General features: G+C 41.5%; 16 protein-coding genes and 1 pseudogene. 5 read left to right on the top strand and 12 right to left on the bottom strand.

Features of this window, described 5'->3' with window-relative positions; all coding sequences use genetic code 11:
• The first annotated feature begins 15 nt into the window (after positions 1 to 15).
• Positions 16 to 1038 (top strand): porphobilinogen synthase, encoded by a 1023-nt coding sequence (gene hemB, locus PCC7418_RS06175; protein ID WP_015225322.1) that lies wholly within the window; start codon positions 16 to 18, stop codon positions 1036 to 1038.
• 123 nt (positions 1039 to 1161) lie between these two features.
• On the opposite strand, the gene rplI is transcribed toward hemB, so the two are convergent.
• The 3 genes and pseudogenes from rplI to PCC7418_RS06160 form a co-directional block, all read right to left on the bottom strand.
• Entirely contained in the window at positions 1162 to 1623 is a 462-nt protein-coding gene (gene rplI, locus PCC7418_RS06170) for a 50S ribosomal protein L9 (RefSeq protein WP_015225321.1), read from the bottom strand.
• 213 nt (positions 1624 to 1836) lie between these two features.
• Positions 1837 to 2649, bottom strand: coding sequence for an acyl-CoA desaturase (locus PCC7418_RS06165; RefSeq protein ID WP_015225320.1), 813 nt, complete (start codon positions 2647 to 2649; stop codon positions 1837 to 1839).
• Positions 2650 to 2793: 144 nt separating this feature from the next.
• A pseudogene (locus PCC7418_RS06160) lies at positions 2794 to 3605 on the bottom strand (acyl-CoA desaturase).
• A 125-nt stretch (positions 3606 to 3730) separates the two neighbouring features.
• Here PCC7418_RS06160 and PCC7418_RS06155 point away from each other — a divergent pair.
• The 3 genes from PCC7418_RS06155 to PCC7418_RS06145 all read left to right on the top strand — a co-directional run bounded on the left by PCC7418_RS06155 (position 3731) and on the right by PCC7418_RS06145 (position 11741).
• Positions 3731 to 4960, top strand: a complete 1230-nt coding sequence (locus PCC7418_RS06155) for a methionine gamma-lyase family protein (protein ID WP_015225319.1) — start codon at positions 3731 to 3733, stop codon at positions 4958 to 4960.
• An 82-nt stretch (positions 4961 to 5042) separates the two neighbouring features.
• The gene (locus tag PCC7418_RS06150; RefSeq protein ID WP_015225318.1) at positions 5043 to 10736 is read left to right on the top strand and encodes a CHAT domain-containing protein; all 5694 of its coding nucleotides are present in this window, start codon (positions 5043 to 5045) and stop codon (positions 10734 to 10736) included.
• Between the two features lie 15 nt (positions 10737 to 10751).
• Positions 10752 to 11741, top strand: coding sequence for a glycosyltransferase (locus PCC7418_RS06145; protein WP_015225317.1), 990 nt, complete (start codon positions 10752 to 10754; stop codon positions 11739 to 11741).
• A 37-nt stretch (positions 11742 to 11778) separates the two neighbouring features.
• Here PCC7418_RS06145 and PCC7418_RS06140 read toward each other — a convergent pair whose 3' ends face one another.
• The 5 genes from PCC7418_RS06140 to PCC7418_RS06120 form a co-directional block, all read right to left on the bottom strand.
• Positions 11779 to 11970 (bottom strand): tRNA delta(2)-isopentenylpyrophosphate transferase, encoded by a 192-nt coding sequence (locus PCC7418_RS06140; RefSeq protein ID WP_015225316.1) that lies wholly within the window; start codon positions 11968 to 11970, stop codon positions 11779 to 11781.
• Positions 11971 to 12411, bottom strand: a complete 441-nt coding sequence (locus PCC7418_RS06135; protein WP_015225315.1) for a hypothetical protein — start codon at positions 12409 to 12411, stop codon at positions 11971 to 11973. It abuts the gene before it with no gap.
• Positions 12411 to 13103 (bottom strand): hypothetical protein, encoded by a 693-nt coding sequence (locus tag PCC7418_RS06130; protein WP_015225314.1) that lies wholly within the window; start codon positions 13101 to 13103, stop codon positions 12411 to 12413. Before PCC7418_RS06130 ends, PCC7418_RS06135 begins: the two co-directional genes overlap by 1 nt.
• 325 nt (positions 13104 to 13428) lie before the next feature.
• Positions 13429 to 14271, bottom strand: a complete 843-nt coding sequence (locus PCC7418_RS06125) for a sulfotransferase (protein ID WP_015225313.1) — start codon at positions 14269 to 14271, stop codon at positions 13429 to 13431.
• Positions 14272 to 14381: 110 nt separating this feature from the next.
• Positions 14382 to 18017, bottom strand: coding sequence for a tetratricopeptide repeat protein (locus PCC7418_RS06120; RefSeq protein ID WP_015225312.1), 3636 nt, complete (start codon positions 18015 to 18017; stop codon positions 14382 to 14384).
• A gap of 147 nt (positions 18018 to 18164) precedes the next feature.
• Between PCC7418_RS06120 and PCC7418_RS06115 the strand changes: the two genes are divergently transcribed.
• Positions 18165 to 19514 (top strand): hypothetical protein, encoded by a 1350-nt coding sequence (locus tag PCC7418_RS06115; protein WP_150107032.1) that lies wholly within the window; start codon positions 18165 to 18167, stop codon positions 19512 to 19514.
• Here the strand turns inward: PCC7418_RS06115 and PCC7418_RS06110 are convergent.
• The 4 genes from PCC7418_RS06110 to PCC7418_RS06095 form a co-directional block, all read right to left on the bottom strand.
• On the bottom strand, positions 19511 to 20608 hold the full coding sequence (locus PCC7418_RS06110; protein WP_015225310.1) for a tetratricopeptide repeat protein: 1098 nt from the start codon (positions 20606 to 20608) through the stop codon (positions 19511 to 19513). The two genes, PCC7418_RS06115 and PCC7418_RS06110, sit on opposite strands and share 4 nt — an antisense overlap.
• Positions 20609 to 20647: 39 nt before the next feature.
• Entirely contained in the window at positions 20648 to 22675 is a 2028-nt protein-coding gene (locus PCC7418_RS06105; RefSeq protein ID WP_015225309.1) for a tetratricopeptide repeat protein, read from the bottom strand.
• Between the two features lie 22 nt (positions 22676 to 22697).
• A complete protein-coding gene (locus PCC7418_RS06100; protein ID WP_015225308.1) occupies positions 22698 to 24983 on the bottom strand; it encodes a tetratricopeptide repeat protein in 2286 nt (761 codons plus the stop codon).
• A 72-nt stretch (positions 24984 to 25055) separates the two neighbouring features.
• Entirely contained in the window at positions 25056 to 25505 is a 450-nt protein-coding gene (locus PCC7418_RS06095; protein WP_015225307.1) for a hypothetical protein, read from the bottom strand.
• Positions 25506 to 25568: the final 63 nt, after the last annotated feature.

Raw genomic sequence — 25568 nt, 5'->3', positions numbered from 1 at the left:
GTTTAAAAATTACTGATGACCTCTTCGTTAACTCCTGATATCAAAACCAATCAATCCCTTTCTCTTCCCCGTCGCCCGCGCCGTTTACGCCGTAACGCTGCCTTACGGAAAATGGTGCAGGAAGCCCATCTCTACGTGGAAGATTTAATTTATCCGTTGTTTGTCATGGAAGGGGAAAATACACGGGTAGAAGTTCCCTCCATGCCTGGCAGTTATCGCTACACCCTTGATTTGTTACTCGCGGAAGTGAAAGAAGCGTCTAAATTAGGGATTTGCGCGATCGCGCTGTTTCCAGCCCTCCCTGAAGAAAAAAAAGATGCAACGGGAACCGAAAGTTATAATCCCAATGGACTCATTCAACGCACCATCCGCGCCATCAAAGAAACTGTCCCTGAAATGATCGTCATTACCGATGTTGCCCTCGATCCGTTTTCGGATCAAGGACATGATGGCATTGTCAGCGAAACGGGAGAAATCCTCAATGACGAAACCGTCGAAGTTTTGGTCAAAATGGCAGTTTCTCAAGCTGCAGCAGGGGCGGATATGGTTGCACCCTCCGATATGATGGATGGTCGTGTCGGTGCGATTCGAGAAGGATTAGACAATGCAGGCTATACCAATGTTGGTATTCTCGCTTACTCGGCAAAATATGCCTCTGCTTATTATGGCCCCTTCCGTGATGCCCTTGATTCTGCGCCGAAATTTGGCGATAAGAAAACCTATCAAATGGATGCAGCAAATGCCCGTGAAGCCATTACTGAAGTCGAATTAGACGTTCAAGAAGGGGCGGATATGGTGATGGTGAAACCTGCTTTAGCTTATCTGGATATTATTCATTTAGTCCGTCAAAATACCAATCTTCCTGTTGCAGCCTATAACGTCAGTGGCGAGTACGCCATGATTAAAGCTGCTGCGGAAAAAGGCTGGATTGATGAGGAAAAAATTGTTATGGAAACCCTCACCAGCATGAAACGCGCGGGTGCTGATTTAATTCTCACTTACTTTGCCAAACAGGTCGCCCAATTGTTAGCAAATTGACACTCTCCCGCTAAACCTTCGCTTATAACGGGAGGTCGTAGGGTGGGCATTGCCCACCCGACTACTCACTGGCGAGGTCTTCTCGCTCACGTTACGTTCAGTTATGAGTCAATCGGATTATTGCTAAAGAGAAGCAACTTGAATTTCGATATTTGCCGTAACTTCGGGATGGAGTCTCACTTCTGTTTGATAGAAGCCAATGCGACTAATATCATCTGGTAAAACAACCCCACGACGGTCAATTTCTTGTCCTGTTGTTTCTTTGACCACATCAACCACATCTTGAGCCGTTACTGTCCCAAAAATCGCTTCTCCTTCACCCACTTGCTTGCGAATGGTAAAGCGACCAATGGTTTCTAAGGCGGTTTTGCGATCTTGTGCTTCTTTGAGAATCGCGAGTTGACGCTGACGTTCTTTTTCTTTGCGCTGTTCAACTTGTTTGAGAATGCCTGGCGTTGCGAAATTCGCTAGGTTTTGCGGAATTAAATAATTGCGGGCATATCCAGGGGCAACTTCCACTAGATCATCTGCTTGACCGAGTTTCTTCACATCTTGCCGTAAAACAACTTGTACTCGTTTTGCCATGACTTTTACTATATTTTCCTAAAATCAACCAAAATAATCGCCACCTGTCTCGAAAAGAGGTGGCACAAACTCTTATTATAGCGTGTCTGTGTTGAGAAAGAGGGTAATAATATCAGTAATGATCCCTGCTTCATCAATGACAAACGTTTCATCACATTAAGATAAAAGAAGAAATGATCAAAAAGCCCCACTCGATCAGTAGGGCGGGTGAGACTATTCTCTAATCAGTTTGACGTTTTTTGCCAACCCCAATATTTGCAAAACCCGAATCATCATCCAAGTAATATCAATTTCCCACCATTGCAGACCATGACGAGCGGAATATTGATAAGCATGATGATTATTGTGCCAGCCTTCACCATAAGTTAAAAGGGCAACCCACCAGCAATTCCGAGATTCATCATTAGATTCATAAGTTTTATAACCAAATTTATGAGTGGCACTATTCACAAACCAAGTGCAGTGAAACACCACGGCTAAACGAACAAATACACCCCAAATCACAAAAGACCAACCCCCAATCGCATAGAGAAGAAGTCCAAAAGCAACTTGAATCAAAATAAAATATTTCGATAAAAACTGATAAAAGGGATCAGAATTAATATCTTGTGTGTATTTATAAATTTCTTGATCTGCTGGGATTTCATGAAGCATCCAACCGATATGACTCCACCAAAACCCTTTATTTGAATCATGGGGATCTGTGTCGCGATCAGAATATTTATGATGGATTCGATGTAAACCTACCCAGTCAATGACTGCGCCTTGTGCTGACAAAGAACCACAAAACACTAAAAAATATTCTAGCCATTTCGGGACTTCTAAACTGCGATGACTTAAGAGACGATGAAAACCTAATGTCACACCGAGTCCCGCCGTAACCCAGTGCATCACTAAGGCGACTCCCACGGCTGACCAACTAAAGAAGTTGGGGAAAAAGGCAAGAAGAGCGACTAAATGAATGCCTGTGATATAGAGAAAAGTGAGCCAATCGAAAGGTAGTTTTTTTTCGGTTGCAACAGTCATGAACTAAATTATATTTCCTTATGAGCAGTTTAATAATATTGTGGTGAGCTTAGGGAGGCGAGGTCAAGTATCGTAGATATTATCCGTTATTTGCTGATTTGGCACAATAAAGCCCCACCGTTAAAGCGGGGCAAAGATTTGAATCTACTCTTTAATCAGCTTGACGTTTTTGGCTAAACCCAAGATTTCAAGAAAGCGAATGGTTAGCCAAGTCATATCAAGTTCCCACCATTGCAGTCCATGGCGTGCGGAATATTGATAAGCATGATGGTTATTGTGCCAGCCTTCACCATAAGTTAAAAGAGCAACCCACCAGCAATTGCGGGATTCATCATGAGATTCATAGGTTTTATAACCAAATTTATGAGTGGCACTGTTCACAAACCAAGTGCAGTGAAACACCACTGCTAAACGAACAAACACACCCCAAATCACAAAAGACCAGCCTCCAATGGCATAGAGGAAAAGTCCAAACGCAACTTGAACGAAAATGAAATATTTAGATAAGAATTGATAAACAGGATCAGAGTTAATATCTTGTGTATATTTAGGAATATCTTTCTTGAGGGGGATTTCATGGAGCATCCAACCGATATGACTCCACCAAAACCCTTTATTAGAATCATGGGGATCTGTGTCGTGATCAGAATATTTATGGTGCATCCGGTGTAAACCAACCCAGTCAATGACGCTACCTTGGGCGGATAGAGTGCCACAAAACACTAAAAAATATTCCAGCCATTTCGGGACTTCTAAACTGCGGTGGCTCAAAAGACGGTGAAAGCCAAGGGTCACACCAAGTCCGCCTGTAACCCAGTGCATAATCAAAGCGACTCCTACCGCTGACCAACTAAAGAAGTTGGGTAAAAATGCGAGCGCAGCAACTAAATGAATTGCTGCAATGTAGGCAAAAGTTAGCCAATCGAAAGGTAGTTTTTTTCGGTTGCAACAGTCATGAACTAAATTTACGTTTCCTTATGAGCAGTTTAATGATATTGTCCTGAGTTTAGCGGTCTCGATTCAAGACAAAAATCGAAATAAATCCTTAAAATTTTGAGAATTTTCGCACAAACTAGGAGATATGAACAGTCAACTCTTATTAGAAAAAGCGCAAACGGCACTGTTTCCAATTTTTTCTAGAATTGACACCAAGGTCAAGCATAACGCAAAAAAAGTTCTGGAGGCGTTTCGACAAGAACGGGTAGGCGTAAATCATTTTGCCAGTGTTAGTGGGTATGGGCATGATGATTTGGGGCGGGATACGCTCGATCGCGCGTTTGCTCAGATTATGGGCGCGGAAGCAGCAGCAGTACGGGTACAGTTGGTTTCAGGGACGCACGCGATCGCGTGTGGCTTATTTGGAATTCTCCGCCCTGGGGATGAAATGCTGGCTTTGGCTGGGAAACCCTACGATACCTTGGAAGAAGTCATCGGTTTACGGGAATCCACACCTGGATCTTTAAAAGACTTCGGGATTCATTATCGCGAGCTTCCTCTCACAGCAAAAGGGAGTCTCGACTGGGAGGGGCTAGCTGAGGCGGTACGACCCAACACCCGTTTGGCGTTTATTCAACGCTCTTGTGGGTATAGCTGGCGCGACAGTTTATCCATTGCTGAGATTAAACGGATTGTAGAATTCGTCAAAGGGCAAAATCCCAATACCATCTGCTTTGTGGATAATTGCTATGGGGAGTTTGTAGAAACCGAAGAACCGCCCGCCGTCGGTGCAGATTTAATTGCAGGTTCTCTGATTAAAAATCCAGGGGGAACGATTGTCACTGCAGGGGGCTATCTAGCGGGACGAAAAGACCTTGTAGAAGCTGCTTGTTGCCGTCTCACCGCCCCTGGAATTGGCAGTGAGGGGGGAGCAACCTTTGATCAAAATCGGCTCTTATTTCAAGGTTTATTCCTCGCTCCGCAAATGGTAGGAGAAGCAATCAAGGGGACGCATTTAGTTTCCCATGTGTTTCAACAACTGGGTTATCCCGTGAATCCGTTACCGGAAACGCCCCGTCGCGATGTGATTCAAGCGATTCAGTTAGGAAGTAAAGAGAAATTACTGGCTTTTTGTCGGGCGTTGCAGCAGCAATCTCCTGTGGGGTCTTATCTGGATCCCGTTCCCGCAGAAATGCCGGGGTATGAAAGTCAGTTGGTGATGGCGGGAGGGACATTTATTGATGGCAGTACCTCGGAGTTATCCGCAGATGGCCCCTTACGAGAACCGTATTTAGTGTTTGTGCAGGGAGGGACGCATTGGACTCATTGCGCGATCGCGCTGGAAGCAATTATTGAGGCAATAACAGAGCTTTAACTCCATCGATCACTGACTGCCTTGATGTACGGTAGAATCATGTTATCTTCATTCGGTCTGCTTGTTTTCTGTGAGGTTTGTGATGAGTGCTCTTGGTTCTACTCTGCGTTTGATGGGTCGTCAAACTTGCTTTAGTTTTCTCTTGTTAATCGGGTTGCCCTGTTTCGTTGGAAAAAGCGCAGTTGCGCAAAGCATTGTTCCCGCTAACGATAATACCGCCACAATCGTGACACCAGAGGGACAACAGATTAATATTTCTGGGGGAACACTCTCTGAAGATGGCAAAAACTTATTTCACAGTTTTGAGAAATTTGGACTCGATACCTCTGAAATTGCTAATTTTCTCTCCGATCCAACCATTGCCAATATTCTCTCCCGTGTCACTGGCGGAGACCCTTCAATTATTAACGGCTTGTTAAAAGTCTCTGGCGGAAATGCCAACTTATTCCTCATGAATCCTTCGGGAATTGTCTTTGGATCCAACGCCCAATTAGATTTAACTGGCAGTTTTGCAGCAACCACTGCAACGGGAATTGAGTTTGAAGATGGCATCTTTCAAGGGGTGGGGTCTAATCAGTACAAGAGTCTAACTCAAAACCCCACCGCCTTTCGATTTGAGCAAGCCTTAGTCAGTCCCATCATCAATGCTGGGGATTTAGCCGTTAGGGCTGGAGAAACCCTCTCTCTCACGGGAGGAACTGTTGTTAATACGGGATCTTTAACGACCGCAGGGGGGGACATTGCCATTACCGCAGTCCCTGGAGAAAGTCGAGTCAAAATTACACAACAAGGGCGCATTCTCAGTTTAGAAGTTCCAGTCCCGCAAGCCGACAACGGCGAACCTCTTGCCATCCGTCCCCTTGATCTACCACAGCTACTGACAAGGGGAGAAGGGCTGGAAACGGGCATGGAGATAACGGCACAGGAATCAGTTCAGTTGAGTGAATCAGGTGTTGTTATCCCAGACCAAGCTGGCGCGATCGTTAGTGGTGATCTCAATACGGCTAATTTAGACCCGAATGGGACAGGGGGGTTGATTCAAATTCTGGGAACGCAGGTGGGCTTGGTTGATGCAACCGTAAATTCCTCTGGTGAAGCTGGTGGAGGCACAATCTTGATTGGTGGAGACTATAAAGGAGAAGGATCAGTTCCCAATGCTTCCCAAACCTTAGTTAATGCTGACTCAATCCTGAATGCGAGTGCTTTCAAGAAAGGAGATGGTGGAACAGTCATTATTTGGTCAGATGAAGCCACTCAATTTGCTGGCACGATCCAAGCCCAAGGTGGACGGTTAGAAGGCAATGGCGGGTTTGTTGAAACATCCAGTCAAGAGAATTTAGAACTGCTTGGTGGCAGCGTTTCCGCAGGTGCAGTGAATGGTAAAGCAGGAGAATGGTTGCTCGATCCCCGTAATGTGAGGATTGTTGCAGGCAATGGTGATAATAGTGAACTGACCTCATTTGTTCCCACTACTGACAATGAAGTGGTCGAAAATGGTGCGATTCAGGAGGCTTTGAACCAGAACACTAATGTCACCATTACAACAGGAAATACGGGAGAACAAGTGGGAAATATTACCGTAGAAGCTGATATTGCCAAAACGGAAGGAGATAGTCCAACAACCTTAACGTTACAGGCTGCCAACAATATTATTGTCTTTGATGACATTTTCATCGGGTCATTAAATGATCAAGGCTCTCTCAATGTCACTTTAAATTCTGACCGTGACAGTAGTGGTCGTGGCGCAATTAATATCGGATCTGGGGCTTCAATTATCTCAAATGGCGGTGATGTGGTCTTAGGGGGAGGAAACAATCCTTCTCAAAGTCCTGCGGTGGGAACGCCTAATTTAATTACAGGGGTTCTCGTTGAAGGAACGATTGATTCGGGGGGTGGCAATATCAGCATTAGAGGTAGAGGTTTTGAAGGGGCGAATGAAGAAGGTGAACCCGATGGCGTTGATATCCAAAATGAAACCCTTAATGAAAATGCTCAGATTTTAGCGAAGGGAGGCGATATCAGCATTAATGGGATGGGAGGAGGTGATGGCACAAGCTCTAATGTCCGTGGTATCCAGATAGAGGAAGCCTCAGTCATCGCAACCACCGATGATGGCACGATTACCCTTGAAGGAAGCGCAGGTAATGGAGTTGATGACAATATTGGCATTTTCATGGGTAATTCTTCCAGCATTAGCACTGAAGACGGTGCAATTACCTTACAAGGAAACGGGAGTTTGGTGACGACGGGATCAGGAAATCGGGGAATTAATCTTCAGGATAGCTCAGAAATTGTTGCCTCGGGAAGTGGTGAGATTAGTTTAGAAGGTACTGGAGGCAATGGCGTTGATAGCAATATTGGTCTTTTCGTCGATACTTCCTCTGTCATTACCACCAACAATGGCACGATTACGCTACAGGGAGAGGGCAGTTCTGAAACGACGGGTTCAAATAACCGTGGAATTAATCTTCAGAATAACTCGGAAGTTTTGATCTCTGGGAGTGGTGAGATCACTTTAGAAGGAATTGGCGGGAATGGGGTTGATGGCAATATTGGTATTTTTTTGGATACCTCGGCATCCATTAGAACTCAGGAAGCGAACATCGCACTACAAGGAGAAAGCCCTTCTGACACAACAGGAGTCGGCAATCGTGGGATTAATCTTCAGAGTGGTTCGGAAATCATTGCCTCGGGAGAAGGTGGCATCAATTTAGATGGCAGTGGAGGCAGTGGAATTGGCAGTAATACTGGTATTGCTATCAGTTCTTCCACTGCTTTAAGAACCGAAAATGGCGACATTAACCTTCAAGGACAAGGAGGCAGTGGTGACTCGGATAACGATGGCATCATCATCACTGGCAATACTGACATTTCTGCATCTGGAACGGGTACAATTTCTTTAGCAGGAACGAGTGGTGAAAATAGCCTTGATAGCAGTAATACTGCTGGTCTTTTCTTGAGTGCTTCTTCGATTAGTATTGTCGATGGTGTAATTAACCTTCTCGGACAAGATGGTCAGGGAGGCTCAAGTGATAATGGCATCATTATTTCCAATAATACAGAACTTTCTGCTTCGGGAACAGGAACTATTAATCTGCAAGGTCAGGGGAGTGAACAAGCCACGACTGACAGCCTCCGTATCTCCGAGGATTCAATTTTTAATGCCCCTCTCACCATACAAGCAGCTAACGGTGTCATTGAAGGCTCAATTACAGGCAGCGACTCGATAATCATCAATGAAGCCTCTGAGTCTCCATTAACAGATAATGATGGCATCACTGAATTAAGTGCTGATCTTGAAACCGCAGAAGCAATCATTATCAATGATGAGATCATTCTCTCAGACAATCTCACTTTAATCGGTGGTAGGATCACCTTTAATGAAACGATTGACAGTGATGACCCTGACACTCCTCGCAGTTTAACGCTCAATACTGTCAATAATGGTCTAACTACGTTTGCAGGAGAAGTCGGCACGCAAGCCCCCCTCAATCGTTTAGAACTCAACGCAGATGGTGAAACTCAGATCAACGGTGCTGTTATTACTACAACAGAAGACCAAATTTATAACAACCTAGTTATCTTAGGGGCGGACACAACCCTTAATGGCAATAATATTACCTTTGATGCCAGCATCGAGAGCAACAATAATCTAACCAATCTCACGTTAAATGCTGAGGGTAGCATTATTGGTCAAAACATTGATACGAGCGCGACGGGTGATGGCGGTAATGTCACCTTAAATGCCAATACAGGAATTACAACCGAAATCATTACCACGGCTTCCGAAACGGGGAGTGCTGGAAACGTTACTTTAAACACCAACCAAGGCAACATCACAACTGAGAATATTGATACGAGCGCGACGGGTGATGGCGGTAATGTCACCTTAAATGCCAATACAGGAATTACAACTGGTATCATCACCACTGCTTCCGAAACGAGTAAGGGTGGCAATGTCACCCTCCAAAATGAAGTTACAGGACTGGATGACGATACTAGCAACGATATTGAAGTCACTGCCATTGATGCAACAGGCAATAATGAGGGGGGAATAATTACGGTCTTCACAGAGCAATTGTTCCGCGCCACTGACACCATCGACGGCACAAACAGTATTACAACCAGTAATGGTAGTCCGATTGCAATTAATCATGGCGGTCAGGGAATTATTCCCTTTGAAGTCGGTCAGTCCAATCTTGAAAGTGGGAATGGTACACTCGGAGCAGTTACCAATACTGTTGACTCTGAAATTAGAGATCAATCTTTCCCCTTTACCTTTGAAGAGAACAATATCGCCTTCATTTCAGTTTCGGAGCCAGAAGTTGAAGAGAATGAAGATGATTTTGGAGTCAGTACCCCTCTAGAAATAGCAGCAAGGGAGAGTAATTTAGAGAATAAAGGAGAGAAACCGCTCACAGGAAGTGAAACTGTCGCCACTCCTGCTGCTAATAGACTGCAACCGATTGGTTTACCTGAATCTCAACAGGTTTTAACCCAGATCGAACAAGCCTCGGGTGTCAAACCAGCCTTCATTTATGTGCGATTCACATCTGTAACTGATGCTATTGGTCAAACAGAAGTGGTTGAACAACAAGAAGCCAATTCCCTCTTAGAAGACTTGGAAGCAGAGAGTTTAACCCCTTATGCCAATTACTATGACAGCATTGATGCTCCTCCTTTTGTTACTACCGCTCCTGAAGCGACTGATCAGATGGAGATCGTTATCGTAACTGGCGATAATGAAGTGACTCGTACTGTTGTCCCGAATGTTCAGCGAGAAGACTTTAAAGAAATTGGCTTTCAGCTTCGTGATGAAGTCCTTCTTAATCAGTATGGAGCAATTGTACGCTCCTTGAAAATGCGAGAGCAGACCCATCTTGAATCGGCGCAACGCCTTTATGACTGGATGATTCGACCCATTGAAGAGCAACTGGAACAACAAGAAATCGAAAACCTCGTGTTTGTTTTACCCACTGAGTTACGGCTAATTCCTTTAGCTGCACTCCATGATGGGGAACAATATCTTGTGCAAAAAGGGTACAGTGTGGGGTTAGCTCCTGCTGTGAGTATGGTTAACGGACAATATAAGCCGATGCAAGAAGTGGATCTTCTAGCGATGGGCACTTCTGAATTCCCAGAAATTGAAGGCATGATTGCTGAAAGTGATTTGCCCTCAGTTCCGATTGAGTTAGAACAGATTGTTGAGCAATGGGGAGGGGTGAAGTTTGCCCAAGAAGAGTTTAGCATTGAGCAATTCAATCGGGTTCGTCAACAAAACCCTTACGGTATTGTTCATTTAGCAACTCACGCCAACTTTACACAAGATGAACCAGGTTCAAGTTATGTTCGCTTTTATAATGATGCACTGCGCTTAGATCAAGTCAAAACACTCAACCTCAAAGATATTGAGTTGTTAACCTTAAGTGCTTGTCGCACTGTGTTTGGGGATGAAAACTCTGAACTGGGCTTTGCTGGACTTGCCTATCAAGCAGGAGTGAAGTCCGTTTTAGGATCTCTTTGGAAGGTTGATGATGCTGGGACGCTGGCTTTTATGACTCAGTTTTATGATGAACTCAATGATGAAGAGACAACAATTAAAGCTGAAGGGGTTCGTGAAGCTCAAGTTGACATGATTGAAGGGCGGGTTCGCTTAGAAGGGAATCAAATCATTACCGAAACCGAGACCATCAATCTACCCATTCAGCCAGCACCAACTGACCTTTCCCATCCTTACTTTTGGTCAGCTTTCACGATGGTTGGTAGTCCTTGGTAATATCTTTGTTGAGCAATGGCAAAAGTCAGTGTCATTATTCCCACTTATAACGGTAGTCGGTACATCTGCCAAACCATCGAGAGTATCTTGAGCCAAACGTATCAAGATTGGGAAATCATTGTGGTTGATGATGGCTCAGTTGATGCAACTGCAGCCCTTCTTAATCCTTATCGCGATCGAATTCGTTACTATTACCAAGCCAATCAAGGAGTCGCTGCTGCTCGCAATTTCGGACTTGCCATGGCAAGAGGCTGTTATATTAACTTTTTAGACCACGATGATGTATTATTACCGCAAAAATTAGCCCTACAGGTTGCCGTTTTCCAAGAACAACCCCAGGTGGGAATGGTGCATAGTGGCTGGAGACGGGTGAATGCTTGGGCGGAACCGTTAACTGAGATTAAACCTTGGCAAAACATACCACATTTAGATTTACATAGCTGGTTAAAATGGATGCCTGTTTTGTTTAGTGCGATGATGTTTCGTCGCCAGTGGTTAGACAAGGTTGGAGATTTAGATCCAAGTTTGAAGCAGGCGTGTGACGTTGATTTAATTCAACGTTTAGCCCTCATGGGCTGTACGACTGTGTGGGTTAAGAGAGTAACAACTCTCTATCGTCAACATCGCAAGAATGATTCCCTCAATACGCTTGTACAAGCACAGGAGTGTTGGAAGGTGCGTAAAAAATTTTTTGCCAGAACTGATTTACCACCAGCAATTCAAAAACAAAAAGCGCAGTATCTTTACCCAACATTAGTCTGGATGGCGTGGCGTTTGTATTACACGAACCATTGGGAAGAAATGAAAGCGGTTTTACTGCAAGCACTCAATTATTCACCCTACCCGTATTTAGAAACAGTTCAACATTGGATTAATGCTTTTAAAGTACAAGCATCTCAACATGATACAGAACTGGATTTAGAAGCCTTAACTCATTCTAAAGAGTGGCAACAGTTATTGTATTTAGTCCATCATGAAGCAAGCTCAAGACAATTTCAGACTTGATTGGTGGGAGCGCGATCGCGCTTTCAAATTCCTATTTTTACCGATGAATTGCTTCCAGTTGATTTAAGGCGGGAGTAAAATCAGGATTAATTGCGAGGGCTTGTTGGATTTTCTCTAAGGCTGCCTCTAGCTGTTGGTCTTTTCGCAGTTGAATAGCTTGATCCAAGCAAGCCTGAATATCTGGATTTTCTTGGAATGTGACCATTTGATAGGGGGAAATAGATAACATCTAAGACTTAGGCTGCAAAGCTATATTTATAGCTTTTACAAGTTCTGACATCTCTTCCTTACTAGAGGATTTCACACTGGGAAACCTCGGAGATGAGTCTTCTACTGGATTATAGTCCCTCAAAGGTAAGCCAAGCTCTTGTTCTACAAACTTAGTAAGTTCTAATAATTCTTCTTTACCCCAAAAATTCAAGTCTTGGGATTTTAAAGGTGCAGCTTCTACTGTTTTATCAGTATCATAATCACTAAGAGATAAACAAAGCTCATTTTCTAGCCATTCTATATCATTTTTTGATAGTGCCATAGCTTTATCAAGAATATCCATCGGTAAGCGCATTTTTCTACCATCAATTTTATTAGCAAAATCAAGCCATTTTCTTTGAGATGCTCTTTCTTGATTTAAAGCGTTTTTTTTATACAATGGAATTTCTTCATTAAGCACTAACAAAAGCTTTGCCGCAGTTTCCGAAATTGCTTGGTTATTTTTTTAACCTGCATTCTTTCATAAATCTTATCAGATATATCTATTAGTTTTAAGAAAGCAGCAACTGAACAATTTCGATAAAGTAAATCCTTTGAATAAATTTGAAACTTAATATTTTCTCTGCCAAAAAAATCAATAATTTTTTTAAGTCGGAATTGATAATCTGGCTTCGGGGGCTTAGTAAGTAGTTGCTCAATAGTAGAACCACCTTTTATTTTCTGTAATAGAGAACTTGTCATAAAAGACTTTGGGGGACGTATGAAACATAAGATTGTGATTTGATCAAAAAGATTCTTAAACGTCTCATAGAGCCTTCCTATGCCTTCGTATTCAATCATGGATATATCTTCGCCTGATATAATCACTTGAGAAAACTGATTATTTTTAATGGACTCTACAAGTTTTGATCTAATATCCCTGTTGTATTTTTCTGCCTTCTCTTTAGTGTTAATTTCTTCTTGCCGATTCATGTGATAATTTTCTGGCCTTTTACAAAACAAGGAAAATATAATTCTAGAGTGATTGGGAGATAGGGGAAGATAGTCTATATCGTATTCATTCAGAATTTTACGATTGTTATACAACGTATTTTGGATTGATGTCGTCCCTGTTTTGTGCATTCCTATATGTAACAAAAGTTCTTTAGCCATAATTTTAAACTCTCCCATGCTTTAAGTGATAGTTGATGCAATCAAAGCAAAATATGTAATAAAAGCTGGCTCTTCTAGGGTAGTTATGACCAAATAATAGCAAATAATGCCTAAAAAGCCAGCTATGCTTGCTTTACAGAATTGTAAAAATCAAATTTTAGAAAAATTTGATTTTTGTTTCATTGCACCCCCTGAATTGACTGGGGATTCAGCCGTTATCAATGTATAAATTAGTATATCTAGTCTAGAATATCCTAAAATCTTGTCTCGAAAAAATCTCTATTGCTGAGCAAAACCTGTTTCAATCATAGTTGCTCTTTGTTAGTTAACTTAAAAGATAGTTATAGTAATAGTCTATCCAATGCTGGATATTATCAATTTTATTTGAAATCAACTCAATTTCTTCATCATTTAGCTCCTTTTTCCATCTTTCATTCGATTGATTAAAGTTAAATTTTTTAGCACTACTCTTTTCTTTCCTAAGACTATGGGATTGTACACCACTTAATTGATCTATTTCCTCCAAAGTAGATTCCTGTAAATCTAAATTAAGCTGATCAAAAATTTTTTGACTTTCTTGTTTAAGATTAGTGCTTAAACGAACGTAATCTACACAAATCAGTTGGTCTCTTGCCATTTCTTGACTTTGGAGAAACTTGTCAAAAGAAGTCATGTATTCTTCATAAATTTTGCAAACATAATTGGCAGATTTTTCTACATTCCAACCATGTCCATTTTTTACCGAACAAATTACATCTTTGAGATCACGATAGATAAAAATGTAAGATCCCCTTGGGAATGACTCAAGCATTTGATCTAATATCGCATGATAATGTGGGTATTTATCTCCCCAATATAGAATTTTTTGCTTTCCTAATTTCTGAGCTTTGGAAAAGTAAAATGGCGCAATTATAGTGCCACAATTCTTTGTCAAGTAACTTGCAAATTCTTCTCCATGATTGAAAGGATAAGGATCTCCATTTTCTTGGAAACCTCCTCGAAGTTTTCGAGCTTCTTGAAAAATCCATGATACAACTCTTAACTCATCTGTGATTAAAATCTGAGGATGAGTATTGATTACTTGCTGAAGAAAGGTTGTCCCTGAGCGAGGAACTCCCAGAATAAACAGTGGTTTTACATCCTTAAAGAAAGAAGACTCATTAAACATTATTAATTTAGTTTGAATAATTAGTTTTTTTATCAGATATTAAAGTCAGGTGAATAATTTAATCTTTTTAAGTTAATCTTTCTTCCACAATTATATAGTTTTTGGTTACGTCAAAAGAGTAAATCTTTCAAGTAATCTTTCAAGATCAACGATACCTTTTCAGGAGCAAGCTGCTCCTGAATAGAGCGTCTGGCTTGAGCAGATATTGTTTCATAAAGATCATGATTATTGTATAGTTCAAGCATTAGTTTAGATGCCTGCTCAACATTAGGATCAGCCCAGACTGTCCCTTTAGGATAAGGACCGTAAGGACGCTCTGTTTTTATCAATTGGTAATCGACTAAAAGAGAATTATCCGAGTTCATAAATTCCATATTACCAGAATAAGCAGTGGCAATAGTGGGCTTACCGACAGCCATCGCTTCAGCTAGGGTTAAACCAAAACCTTCCCCTCGATGAAGAGAAACATAGCAGTCTAGACAATTCATTAGTTTAATAACGTCATCATAATATAAACTTTCTTCTAAGAAAATAATTCTCGAATCAGTTACACTGCTCTTTAAAAAATCGTATTCATAAGATGAGAATGAACCATTAACTTTCAGAATTAAGTAAGCATTATCTTGCCCCAGAAAAGCAGTTCGGAAAGATTGAATAACAGCAGCGGGATTTTTTCTTTCCATATAGCTTTTGGGATCAAAAAAGAATCCGAATAAAAAGCCATCTTCTGGCAAGCCAAATTTTCTACGCAAAACCTTTTGTTCAGGGGCATTAGATAAAATATGATCAATTTTCTCAAAATCAATAATATGAGGAATCACTCTCACTGGTTTATTGATCGTTTTGCTAATAGCACTAGCAGAGTACTGACTAGCTGTCCATATTTCATCAAATGCAATAGCAGATGATTCCCATTGCAGAGGAAGTTTATCAGTTTCCCAAATCCAATAACCAATATTTTTCTTGGCAGTCCAATAAGAAGAAGGAATTACTTTTTGAAAAAAGCTAAAGCTATCTGCATTAATTACTGAAATTGTGAGGTCCGCTTTTGGGTAATACCATCCCATTAACCAAGGATCATCGAAGTCTTCAATCCCATTTTCTTCAATAAAAGTGTTAGGAATATCAAAACACTTATACTGTAAATTAGCAGATTCAACGGTCTTTACCATTGATCTAGCAGACTGCCCCATACCCGTTATAGCGCTCATATTTCCTGCTAGAGAAATCACTAAATCGTCTATTTTTTCTTTATCTTGGTCTAATGAAGAGTGAATTATTTCTTTTAAATCGCTTTGATATGAAATAATGGCTTGCTGTATTTGCTGAGAAATATCGCTATAAAAAGTCAAACTTTCTAAAATATTCTCTATATTATTTTCTATCTTTGCTTCTTCCTTGGAGTTCAATAAGGAATTTTGATTAATCTGATTTTCTTTAAAAACGAGTTTAATATGATCATGAAGCGGATACATTGTTTCGTCAACAGACAGTAAACAAAGATCGGATAATATTGATTGATCGTCAATATTTAAAAACTTACTTCTGCTATCAATTGAAAATAAACTAAAATCCCCACAGATACTTCTTAGATAATTATTGTATATTACATTTATCTTTAGAGTTAATTCTGATTCTTTTTTGCTAATAAAATTAAACCAAATAACATTTTCATAACTAATGTTCGGTAGAGTACGAATATTTTGAATTAACCAATCCGTAAAATCATCTAAAACACTTGGCTCATGCAAGCGACAAAAAGCTTTCTGTAAGTCAGGTCTTTGATAATAAAATAATAATACTTTATGAAAACAGTAAGAATTATAAAATAAATCTATTTCTTGGGCAGATAAATTATGTTCTTTTATACCACTATTGGTTAACCATTTTTGAAAACGGTGTCGCTGTTTTAATGTTCGCCAAAAAAGAGGGAAAGCACTCTGAAGATCTAGTCTCTTTTCATATATATTTAGTATTTTACGTATAGGATTTTCTTTTTTAACATAGTCAATATAATTATCAACTAAGTATTCCAAGTCCAGTTCTTTCTTACCATTACCTGTCAACCAAGATAAAAATCCTTCATCACAAGGATTATATGAAGCATTAGGAAAAGCGTTTTTCACATCAGGTCTTTTGGTGAAAATTGCTACATAGATAGGAGGCACTTCAAAGCCCGTGAAGTAAGGATTAGGGGTGAAAAGAAATTGACAAAAATCCTCAGGGTATTGATTTAAATCGGGAAATGAAATATTCTTCTCTACGCATTCTCTAACTACCCAAATTATGCATCCAGCTATCTTAATATTATTACCAAAAATCCCGAAAGCATAAGGCCACTGACTAGCTTCCATGTAACCATGTTTCAAGAGCCTATCACCATACTGGTCACAAAGTTCTTTAATAATAGGTAAATGCCGAATATTGTGGCGATTTTGGTGTTTAGATAGTTGATTTCTTCTTTTCGGACTATAGCCACTAAAATGGAAAAACCTTAAAACATCCCCTTCTATAACATACTCTCCCTCAGCATTTTTTTCTATTTCTCTTTCATGGATATTCCAGTAAGCTACATTATAAGAAGGTTCACGGATGATAGCCGTTTCTGAAAAGTATGAAGGAACTAAATCAATCCATTTCTGATCTGTAAATAAGCCTCTGGGGATATCAACAACACAATCTAAATAAAGTCTTTCTTGCCACCATCTTAAGAGTTGCAAAGATTGTTTGGATCGAGTTAAACCAATAAAGCCTAAATTATAAGACCCCGATTGCAATATATTTAATTCTGTGGGATGTAAATCATCATTGAAGGGTTTTCTCATGTGAGGTGTTAAGACTACAGAATTATATTTAAGTTCTTGCCAAATTTTTTCTAACTCGGAAAAAACTTGAATATCAGGATCGATATAAAGAAGATGTTGTATAGATTCATATTTGTTAAATATATACTCGAAAGCAAAGGGCTTAACTGCTGTATTCAATTCAAGTATAGTGTACCAATATGGAAAACTTGTGCGGTTTGGTAAAGGAATCTCTTCTAGCTGTATCACTTCAAAGTTTTCCTGTTCAGGATTAAAATATCCATCTATTCTATCCACTAAAACTAGAAAGAATACAGCATCAGGATGGAATTTCAAAAAACTTTCAGCTAAAACCCTCGCTAATGAAATATAATTTTTTGATACAATTGTAAAAGCTGATTTTTGCACTCGGTTTAGTAATCGTTCATAAACTGATAAATCTTTGGGGTTTAGGGTTATTGCTTGGCGATAACTCGCGATTGCTTCTGTAAACTGTTGTTGATTTTCGAGGGCGATTCCTAACTCTTTATGAATAACTGCGGATTTACCATTAAGCGCGATCGCGCTCTGATAGGCTTCTACTGCTTCTTCCCAGCGTTCAGTATTTAATAAGGAATTTCCGAGTAAATGATGAAACTGTGCCACCTGCGGATGATAGTTGATACCTTGACGACACACTGTTTCTAGTTGATGCCACTCTTGTTGGTTTTGAAGTAACTCTATTAAAGGCCAATAAAATTTAAGTTTCTCTGGTTCTAAATTAACAGCTTCCTGATAACATTCTATTGCTTGTTTAAACTCCCCTTGTTGAGCATACAAACGCCCTAAATTTGCATGAGCCGATGCCATTTCAGGTTTGAGCCGAATCGCTTTTAACAGGATTTGTTTTTTGGCTTCGCTTTGATCTTTATTTAATGAGGAGGAGTCTTGCCTTGTTGTCATGATCTCACCCGATATTCTTTATCTTCTCTCAATAATTAATGACTGGGAAGGATTAAATCAAAATTTGATGGGTTGGGTCTTGTATGTCAAAAACTTATTATAATGGACAAATTACAAAGTTTGATTGATTTTATATGACTTAAACCAATGATATCATCTAAGCGTGACACTGAGATGTTTATTCAACAAGCAAAAAAATTAATCTTTAAAGGGGCTGTGAGTAAGCTCTGGGGATGGAAAGAGCCGAAAACTACTCTTTTCCCTGCTTTTTGGGGCAATTTTCTGCCAGATGCTAAGTTTATTTTAATTTATCGTTGTTCTTGGGCAGTGGTTGATTCCTTATATCGACGTGGGAATGATCCCATTTTTCACGAACCTCTAGTATCCTTAATTGCTAGGAGGAAGCAGGAAGCTCCTATTATTAACCCGATGTTTTTGCTTGGAACTCAAGATAACAAAAAAGTGAATTTTAATCTAATACTCCCTAAGTCTTCTCTAGATGAGCCATCTTTATTCTATGTGAAAGGTCTCAATAGTTACCGCCATAGTTTCATTCAATTAACGTTTTCAGAAGTGCTCGAACTGTATCAAAAGCTAGAAGCGAGAGCTTGGTCTTCTGGAGATAGGATTGATTGGGCTTGGCAGGAACAAAATGTTGAATCTACTTATCGAATGTGGGCGTTTAAAGAAAGGGATTCGTTTCAACAACAATTCCATCAGGCTCAAGAACAAATCCAACAACTTACTCACGAACGGGATTCGTTTCAACAACAATTCCATCAGGCTCAAGAACAACTTCAAGAAACAGAAAAAACTCTAGAAAAAGTGAGAAAAGAATTAGATTCTTCTCATCAACAATCTAGTCAGATCCAAAAACAGCTTGAATTACTTCAAAAGCAATACCAAGAAACTCAACAACAATTACAAGAGAATCAGGATGCTCTACAACAGTCTCAACAGAAATCTCGCGACCTTGAAGAACAATTAGCCTCTAAGCAAAAGGAGGTAATAGAGATTCAGTGCCGATTAGAAGAAACAGAAGAGGTGATGTGGCAATCTCAAGATTTACTCAATGAAACTGAAGACTCTTTAGAAGAATATCAAAAGCAAGTTGCTGAACTAGAAAATGAACTTAAACAGACTCAGATTCAATTCGAGAAAACTCAAACAGAACTCAATCAGTTAAAATTTCAACAAGATTTAGACCAACAAGAGTTAACTGATCGGGAACGAGAGTATCACTATCTTGTCTGGGAAGGTTGGTGTGCTTATAAGAAGAATGATTGGGAAACTATGGTGAATTACTTGCAACAATCTTTAGAGTTTACATCACTAACTCGTTCACAAACAATTATCAGTTGGATTGAACTGTTTTCTCAGTATGCGACTCAAGAAAGTAAGGTTTTAGATATTAATCAGTTTATTGATTCAGAGCCATGGCAAACCCTAATTAAACGCATGAGAGGAGTCAAACGATCTCGTTCAAGTCATCGTTAGGCTAAGTCGTGGAAAATCTGTGCAGCTTGATGATTCCCCTTTTTCTCTAATAAAGTTGCTAGCTGCTGGTAGAGATTAGAATCATCGGGCTTGGCATCTAAGGCTTTATGATAGAGTTCTTCATCGTCTGGATTCAGCGCGATCGCGCAGTGATAATATTCAACCGCCTTTTCCAGATCGGCTCTCGCTCGCATCCTTAAGCCATCCGCGAGTAACACTTGAATATTCGGTAAGTCTTCCTGCAATTGGATTGCGTTTTGCAACGCAGCCACTGCTTCTTGCCAATGTTGCAGGTGGAGGGCGATTTTTCCGAGACGATAGTAAGACCACACTAAATCATTTTCCCGCGCGATCGCGCAACGATAGGCTTCTGCTGCAGCCTCCCAGTTTTCTTGTTCTTCTAAGACCGTTCCCAACTCCTGATAAACCGCTGCTGAGTCGGAATTAATAGCCAGCGCTTTCTGATATGCTATCACTGCTTGCTCCCATTGCTGTTGCTGGGCAAACCCTGCTGCAAGATTGCGATGTGCCTCGAACAGTTGTGGATCGCGCTCGATTGCTCGTTGATAACAGGTAATGGCTTGCTCCCACTCTTCCTGTTGCGCGAGAGTATTCCCTAACTGTAAATGCTCTTGAGCGTTAGCTTGATCGGGCTTCAGCACTAACGCTTCATACCAATACTGGGCTGCTAGTGTAGGCTTTTGCAGATAATGATACACTCGCGCCAAATCTCGATAAGCCTCAAATGTGGGTTCTACTTTGATTAACGCTTGTAATTCTTCGGCTGCTGCTTCCCACTGTTTTTGTTGAGCATAATATTGAGACTGCTGACGATGTCTTCTCCCTTCTGGGGTGCGTTCGGGAATAAAAGCAGTATTAGTCTGCCGTTTGTTCTGTATTGCCTCTAACTGCTGACGGGCTTGCTGATGATTGGGATCGAAAGCGAGGGCTTTCTCATACTGCGCGATCGCGTCTAGCCAACGTCCTTTTTGGGCTAAGGCTTTTCCCAGTTTATAACAACTCTGAGCAGGGGTGACTTTCCCAATTCTGACTGCATCACTTGACCAAGGCGACTGCTGATTCTCTCTAGACATTGTAAACTCCTTAACCTTCTAATTAGAATCCTCCTCTTTTCAGAGCGAGGAGAAGTCAATCTTATGATTGCTACTTGCTAACTCAACAGCTTTTTCATAAGCAGCGATCGCGCTGTCAGGATCGCCACTGGCTTCCCAAGCATCTCCTAAATAGTGATAGATTTCCCAGTTTTTGGGCTCTTGTTGTAGGGCTTTCTGGTATTGCGCGATCGCGTCTTGGAATTGTTCTAAACTTACCAAAATTTGTCCACACCAAACCCGAACCGCAACATCTTCCGGTTGCAGCGCGATCGCATTTTGGTAGGCTTCTAAGGCAAGGGATAATTCTCCTTTTTGCTGGTAAACTTGTCCGAGTAATTTGTACCCTTGGGGATACTGAGGATATTCCTGCACCAGTTCTTGAGAAACCCTGAAACAGCGATCTAGATCTTTCGCCTCAAGACAAGCCCTAGCTTGACTCTCTAACACTGCTAACAATGCTTTCTGACTCGGCTTAGCAACAGCAGAATCATTCTCTTCTTGGGGATTTTCAGCAGCAACATCAAGGGTTGACGTTGCGGGTTGCTTTCCCTCCCACCCAGATAAGGCGGGTAGTAATTCCTGAGACGGTTTTCTGGTTCGTTTTGGCAGTTTCTCCCGTAACCAAGCCCATCCTTTCCTAAATGTGGGAAACGCCTCAGCTAAGTGTATCCGTAACCCCACAGCATTGTTTTCAGTCTCAGAGAAATTTTGCGCGAGATCTCCTTGCCCTGAGGGTGGGGTGATTGTTTCGAGAGAAGCCTCTTCTTGTTGACGACACTCAATCGCACGTCGTAAACTTACCGTCGCTTCTTCCCAACGTTGCGCTTTTTGCAGTGTGTCTCCCAGTCGGTAATAAGCCAGTGACCAATTGGGTTTTCTCTCAGTGGCATATTGATAACACCTGATCGCCTCTGTCAAGTGTCCCCACTCAGCTAAACGATCTCCCAACTGTAAATGGTCTTCTGCACTTTCTTCGGTGGGAGCTAAACAGTAAGCGCGATACCAAGCAGCAACCGCTTTTTGGGTTTCTCCAGCCCCTGTCAAAGCCCGCCCTAAGTTTCGCCAAATCACTGCTTGCTGAGAGTCGAGTTTTAAGGCTTCTTGATAACAACGAACTGCATTTTGCCATTGTTGTTGTTGAGCATAGAGACTTCCCAAATTCGTATAAGATTCAGGTAAGGGTTGCAGCGCGATCGCGTTGCGATAACAAACAGAGGCTTCTTGAGGTTTTTGGCTCATTTGTAGGGCTTTTCCTACCCAGTGCCAAGTTTGTGCATCTTCAGCAATGGAGAGGGCTTTTTTCCCAGCAATCACCGCTTCTGACCATTGTTGTTGCTCAAGGTGGGTTTGACAAGCGCGTTTGTAGGTTTCTTGTTTTTGGGGAGATGATGTGACAACAGGGGCATTTTCCTGCTGTTGTGAGCACTGCATCGCTCGTTTCCAAGTTGCTGTTGCTTCTTCCCATCGTCCCGCTTTTTCGAGGGCTTCTCCCAGTCGTTGGTAGGCTTCTTGCCAGTTCGGTTGAGCCTCTAGAGCCCGTTGATAAGAGGCTATGGCTTGATCCAGTTGACGCAGTTTTAAGAAATCATCTCCTAATCGCAAGCGATCTTCAGGTTTGACCGTTTCTGGTTCTAAACTGTAAGCCCGTTCCCATGCTTCCACTGCTGACTCTAACTGGTTCAGTTGTTCCCATAATCTAGCGAGATGACGATATACGCCCGCAAAATCGGGTTTGATTTCAAGAGCCTTTTGATAGCAGTTGTGAGCCTCTTGCCACTGTTGTTGTTGCGCCCGAACTAATCCTAAATTGGCATAATTTTCTGGACAATTGGGTTCGAGCGCGATCGCGTGCTGATAAGCCTTCGCTGCCGTCTGGAGATCATTAATTCCTAATGATGCTTTCCCTAAAATCTGGTAAGCGGGGGCAAATTGTGGCGTTTCCTGAATCATTTGTTGGCACAGGGAAATCGCTTGTTGGAAACGCTGTTGGTCGAGATAAGTTTCTGCTTCCTGTTGCAAGGGATTTGAATCAGCCGTTAATGACATGGGAGATTCAGAAGAGAAAAAGCTAATCTATTTTGGCGTAATCCAATGCTTTTTTCAAGGTGTTGAGATTGACCCAAATATCTTCAGCAAGTGAGTTTTGATACATTAGTTCTCGAATTCTCCCACAGGCAATTGTTTCTCCAATGACAAAATAATGCTTGAGTTTGAGTTGTTGGGCAATAACCCAAAAATAATGAAGGATATAGTTCGGAGAAAACAATTCAATGACAGTTGTCTGCGGTTGACAAAAGACGAGATTGGTCAAGCCACTACCATGAGGGGCAATAATTGTATTCGCAGCAGCAAACCAGTTCAATTGCTCGGAAAAAGAGAGCGTTTCTAAAGTGACTGTAACAAATCCGCGAGTGCTCAGATAATTAATCACATCTGGTTCGTTGAGTATCCGTCTGTGTCGAGCATTTTCCCGAGAAATGTAAATCCGCTTGGGATAAAACCTATGCGATTGACGTAATCGGGGAAGAAAGGTTTTTCTGAGAAACGCGAGTCCCCAAGAATGCAACCACCCAAAATGTCCGACAAAGGAGGGAACAATCAGTTGATGCGCTTGGATATGAGGAAAATGGTCACTTGAGATGATCGTTTTCAGGGGAATGTCTAGAATCTCTAGGGTTTCTTGTTGGAAGGGTTGAGTCACCTGATTCATCCAGATCCCGTCGAGTGTCTTCAAATCAACTCCAACTTGCCGTAATAAGGCAATCCGAGGGAGTATATCAACCAACCAATGGAAATAAATATTTCCCGATAATCCTGCTAAAACCGCGACTTGACCTGCTACTTCTTGTAGAGGCGGAAGTGTGTCCTGCTGGAAAATTTGATGAGGAAAAGGGTTTCCTAAACAAGTAGGTAACTGTCCTGGATAATCCCGAGAGAGATCTTGGAGGAGAGAATTATCAGGAGTGATGATTCCCAGTGCGGTACAAATCAACCAGTTGTTTTTTTGAGGAATTGCCCACGCTCTTCCTTGAGGGATCTTCGCAACAAATAAAGGAGGAGAACTAACAGGGAGAACTTGAGTGAAAGCACAATGGTAAATGTTGTTTTCTAGTTGGATTGGTTGAAACCAGTTACGGATTCTTGGCAAACAAAATGTACAATTTAATCCCCCACAGGTGACTTTAGTGTCTGTGTTTCTCTTGTTGGGTTTCTCCTCTTTAATTTCGTGATAGTTGTCAAGCTGATTTCTCTCAACGAACCAAGATCGGGCTGTGGAATAACTTTTTTGAGGCGGTGGGACTCCTTTAGAAGAGACTGCGAGTAAGTTTCTCGGGTTCGGTTGCTCTAAAATCTGACGATAACACGCGATCGCGCCCTGCCATTGTTTTTTTTCTTCCCATAATTTCCCCAACTGAAAGCAAGCATGGAGGTTTTGGGGATCAAGGCTTAAGGCAACTTGATCAGCCGCGATCGCGCTTTCGGATTTTCCCTGTTGCACCAGACTATCTCCCAGTTGCACTTGTAACTCACTCTCAAAAGGGTCTAACTGCAGTGCTTTGCGATAGTAAGCCTCTGCTTGTCGAGGGATTCCATATTCAAGACAAGCATTACCCAAATGAAAGTAGATTTGTCCGAGAAAGGTTTGAGCTTCCTGAAACTGTGAGTTTTGTAGGGCTTGCAAGAACTGACCACAAGTTGATTTGCTTTTTTCCCATTCATCTTGAGGAGGGTGAAAACGTCTCCTCACCCATTGTTGATAGGCTTGCAGTTGCTGGGGGTAAGAAGCAATCACTTTTTGCCAACACTGGAGGGCTTTTTGAACCTCTCCCAACGCCATCAAAGATGTTCCCCACTCTCCATAGATTCTGGGTTGATCACTTTGCAATTGAATCCCTTGCTCAAAACAGCTTACAGCTTGTTGGTGTACGCCTTTGCTTTGCCATGCTTTCCCTAAGTTGTAGTGGGCGAGGGAATAATCGGGTTGTAATGCAATCGCCTTCTGGTAAGCGGAAATTGCCTCTGTCACCTTTTCCAGTCGCATTAACCCTTGACCGAGATTATTATGATAGCGAGGATGATTGGGACACAGCGCGATCGCGGTTTGTAGATGTTTTAATCCCAATTCCAGATCGCCAATTTGAGTCAAAGCAGAACCAAGATTACTGTAAGCTGAGGCATGATCGGGATCAAGAGCAATGACTTGGTTGTAATAGTGACAGGCTTCTGTGAACTTGCCCTGCTGGTGTTCTAAACATCCGAGATCATAATAAAGACGGGTTTCCTGTGGCGCAAGCGCGATCGCGATTTCATAGTAATGAGCAGCGTCTTTTAATTTCCCCTCTGCCCAAACCATTTCTGCACATCCCTGATAGTTTTTCCAGGACTGGGATTGTCTTTTCACTGCTTGTTGCGAGTCGATACTGATTTAAAGGAGCTCAAAGTCATCCGGATCAACGTTTTTTAAGTTGAGGAACTCTGAGCCTTCATAACTAATCATTGTTCCTCCCTCCCCATCTTCCGAGACAGAAAAGTTGTCAAGATTATCAAAAAACTCCTCGTCAAAGACAAGGATATCCTCGCCTGGATCAAAATTTGTGATTACGTCAACCCCACCATTGGCAAAAATACCCGATGCCGATGCGTCATCGTTATCTGCAATAGAATCATCTTGTAGTAAAAACTCAAATTTATCTTCTCCAGACTGACCTGTCAGTGTATCAGCTTCTGGAGTATTATCAAGGGGATTATTTGCGATGACATTGTTAGTGACGCTGTTGGCAGTGAAGCCAGACGAAGCCTCTGACTTTAATCCTAGATCAACGTCACCCTCATCATTCGCTGCGTTATTAGCAGTCGTGTTGATCGGTTGTGTCATAAGATTGCACTCTTTTTTACAGAAAAAAGTAAAAATTCTCCTTAATTAAGCGATCAGCTAATT

Origin of the sequence: Halothece sp. PCC 7418, assembly GCF_000317635.1 — a bacterium.
Lineage (GTDB): Bacteria > Cyanobacteriota > Cyanobacteriia > Cyanobacteriales > Rubidibacteraceae > Halothece.
Note: the sequence above shows the minus strand (reverse complement) of the source record. Positions and strands in the feature narration are given on the sequence as shown.

What these genes read in the sequence shown, in the direction of transcription:
- PCC7418_RS06095 (WP_015225307.1), bottom strand. Translation starts at nt 25,505, where the DNA reads ATGACACAACCGATCAACACGACTGCTAATAACGCAGCGAATGATGAG.
- rplI (WP_015225321.1), bottom strand. Translation starts at nt 1,623, where the DNA reads ATGGCAAAACGAGTACAAGTTGTTTTACGGCAAGATGTGAAGAAACTC.
- PCC7418_RS06105 (WP_015225309.1), bottom strand. Translation starts at nt 22,675, where the DNA reads ATGTCATTAACGGCTGATTCAAATCCCTTGCAACAGGAAGCAGAAACT.
- PCC7418_RS06145 (WP_015225317.1), top strand. Translation starts at nt 10,752, where the DNA reads ATGGCAAAAGTCAGTGTCATTATTCCCACTTATAACGGTAGTCGGTAC.
- PCC7418_RS06100 (WP_015225308.1), bottom strand. Translation starts at nt 24,983, where the DNA reads ATGGTTTGGGCAGAGGGGAAATTAAAAGACGCTGCTCATTACTATGAA.
- PCC7418_RS06140 (WP_015225316.1), bottom strand. Translation starts at nt 11,970, where the DNA reads ATGTTATCTATTTCCCCCTATCAAATGGTCACATTCCAAGAAAATCCA.
- PCC7418_RS06115 (WP_150107032.1), top strand. Translation starts at nt 18,165, where the DNA reads ATGATATCATCTAAGCGTGACACTGAGATGTTTATTCAACAAGCAAAA.
- PCC7418_RS06155 (WP_015225319.1), top strand. Translation starts at nt 3,731, where the DNA reads ATGAACAGTCAACTCTTATTAGAAAAAGCGCAAACGGCACTGTTTCCA.
- PCC7418_RS06130 (WP_015225314.1), bottom strand. Translation starts at nt 13,103, where the DNA reads ATGGCTAAAGAACTTTTGTTACATATAGGAATGCACAAAACAGGGACG.
- PCC7418_RS06165 (WP_015225320.1), bottom strand. Translation starts at nt 2,649, where the DNA reads ATGACTGTTGCAACCGAAAAAAAACTACCTTTCGATTGGCTCACTTTT.
- hemB (WP_015225322.1), top strand. Translation starts at nt 16, where the DNA reads ATGACCTCTTCGTTAACTCCTGATATCAAAACCAATCAATCCCTTTCT.
- PCC7418_RS06110 (WP_015225310.1), bottom strand. Translation starts at nt 20,608, where the DNA reads ATGTCTAGAGAGAATCAGCAGTCGCCTTGGTCAAGTGATGCAGTCAGA.
- PCC7418_RS06120 (WP_015225312.1), bottom strand. Translation starts at nt 18,017, where the DNA reads ATGACAACAAGGCAAGACTCCTCCTCATTAAATAAAGATCAAAGCGAA.
- PCC7418_RS06150 (WP_015225318.1), top strand. Translation starts at nt 5,043, where the DNA reads ATGAGTGCTCTTGGTTCTACTCTGCGTTTGATGGGTCGTCAAACTTGC.
- PCC7418_RS06125 (WP_015225313.1), bottom strand. Translation starts at nt 14,271, where the DNA reads ATGTTTAATGAGTCTTCTTTCTTTAAGGATGTAAAACCACTGTTTATT.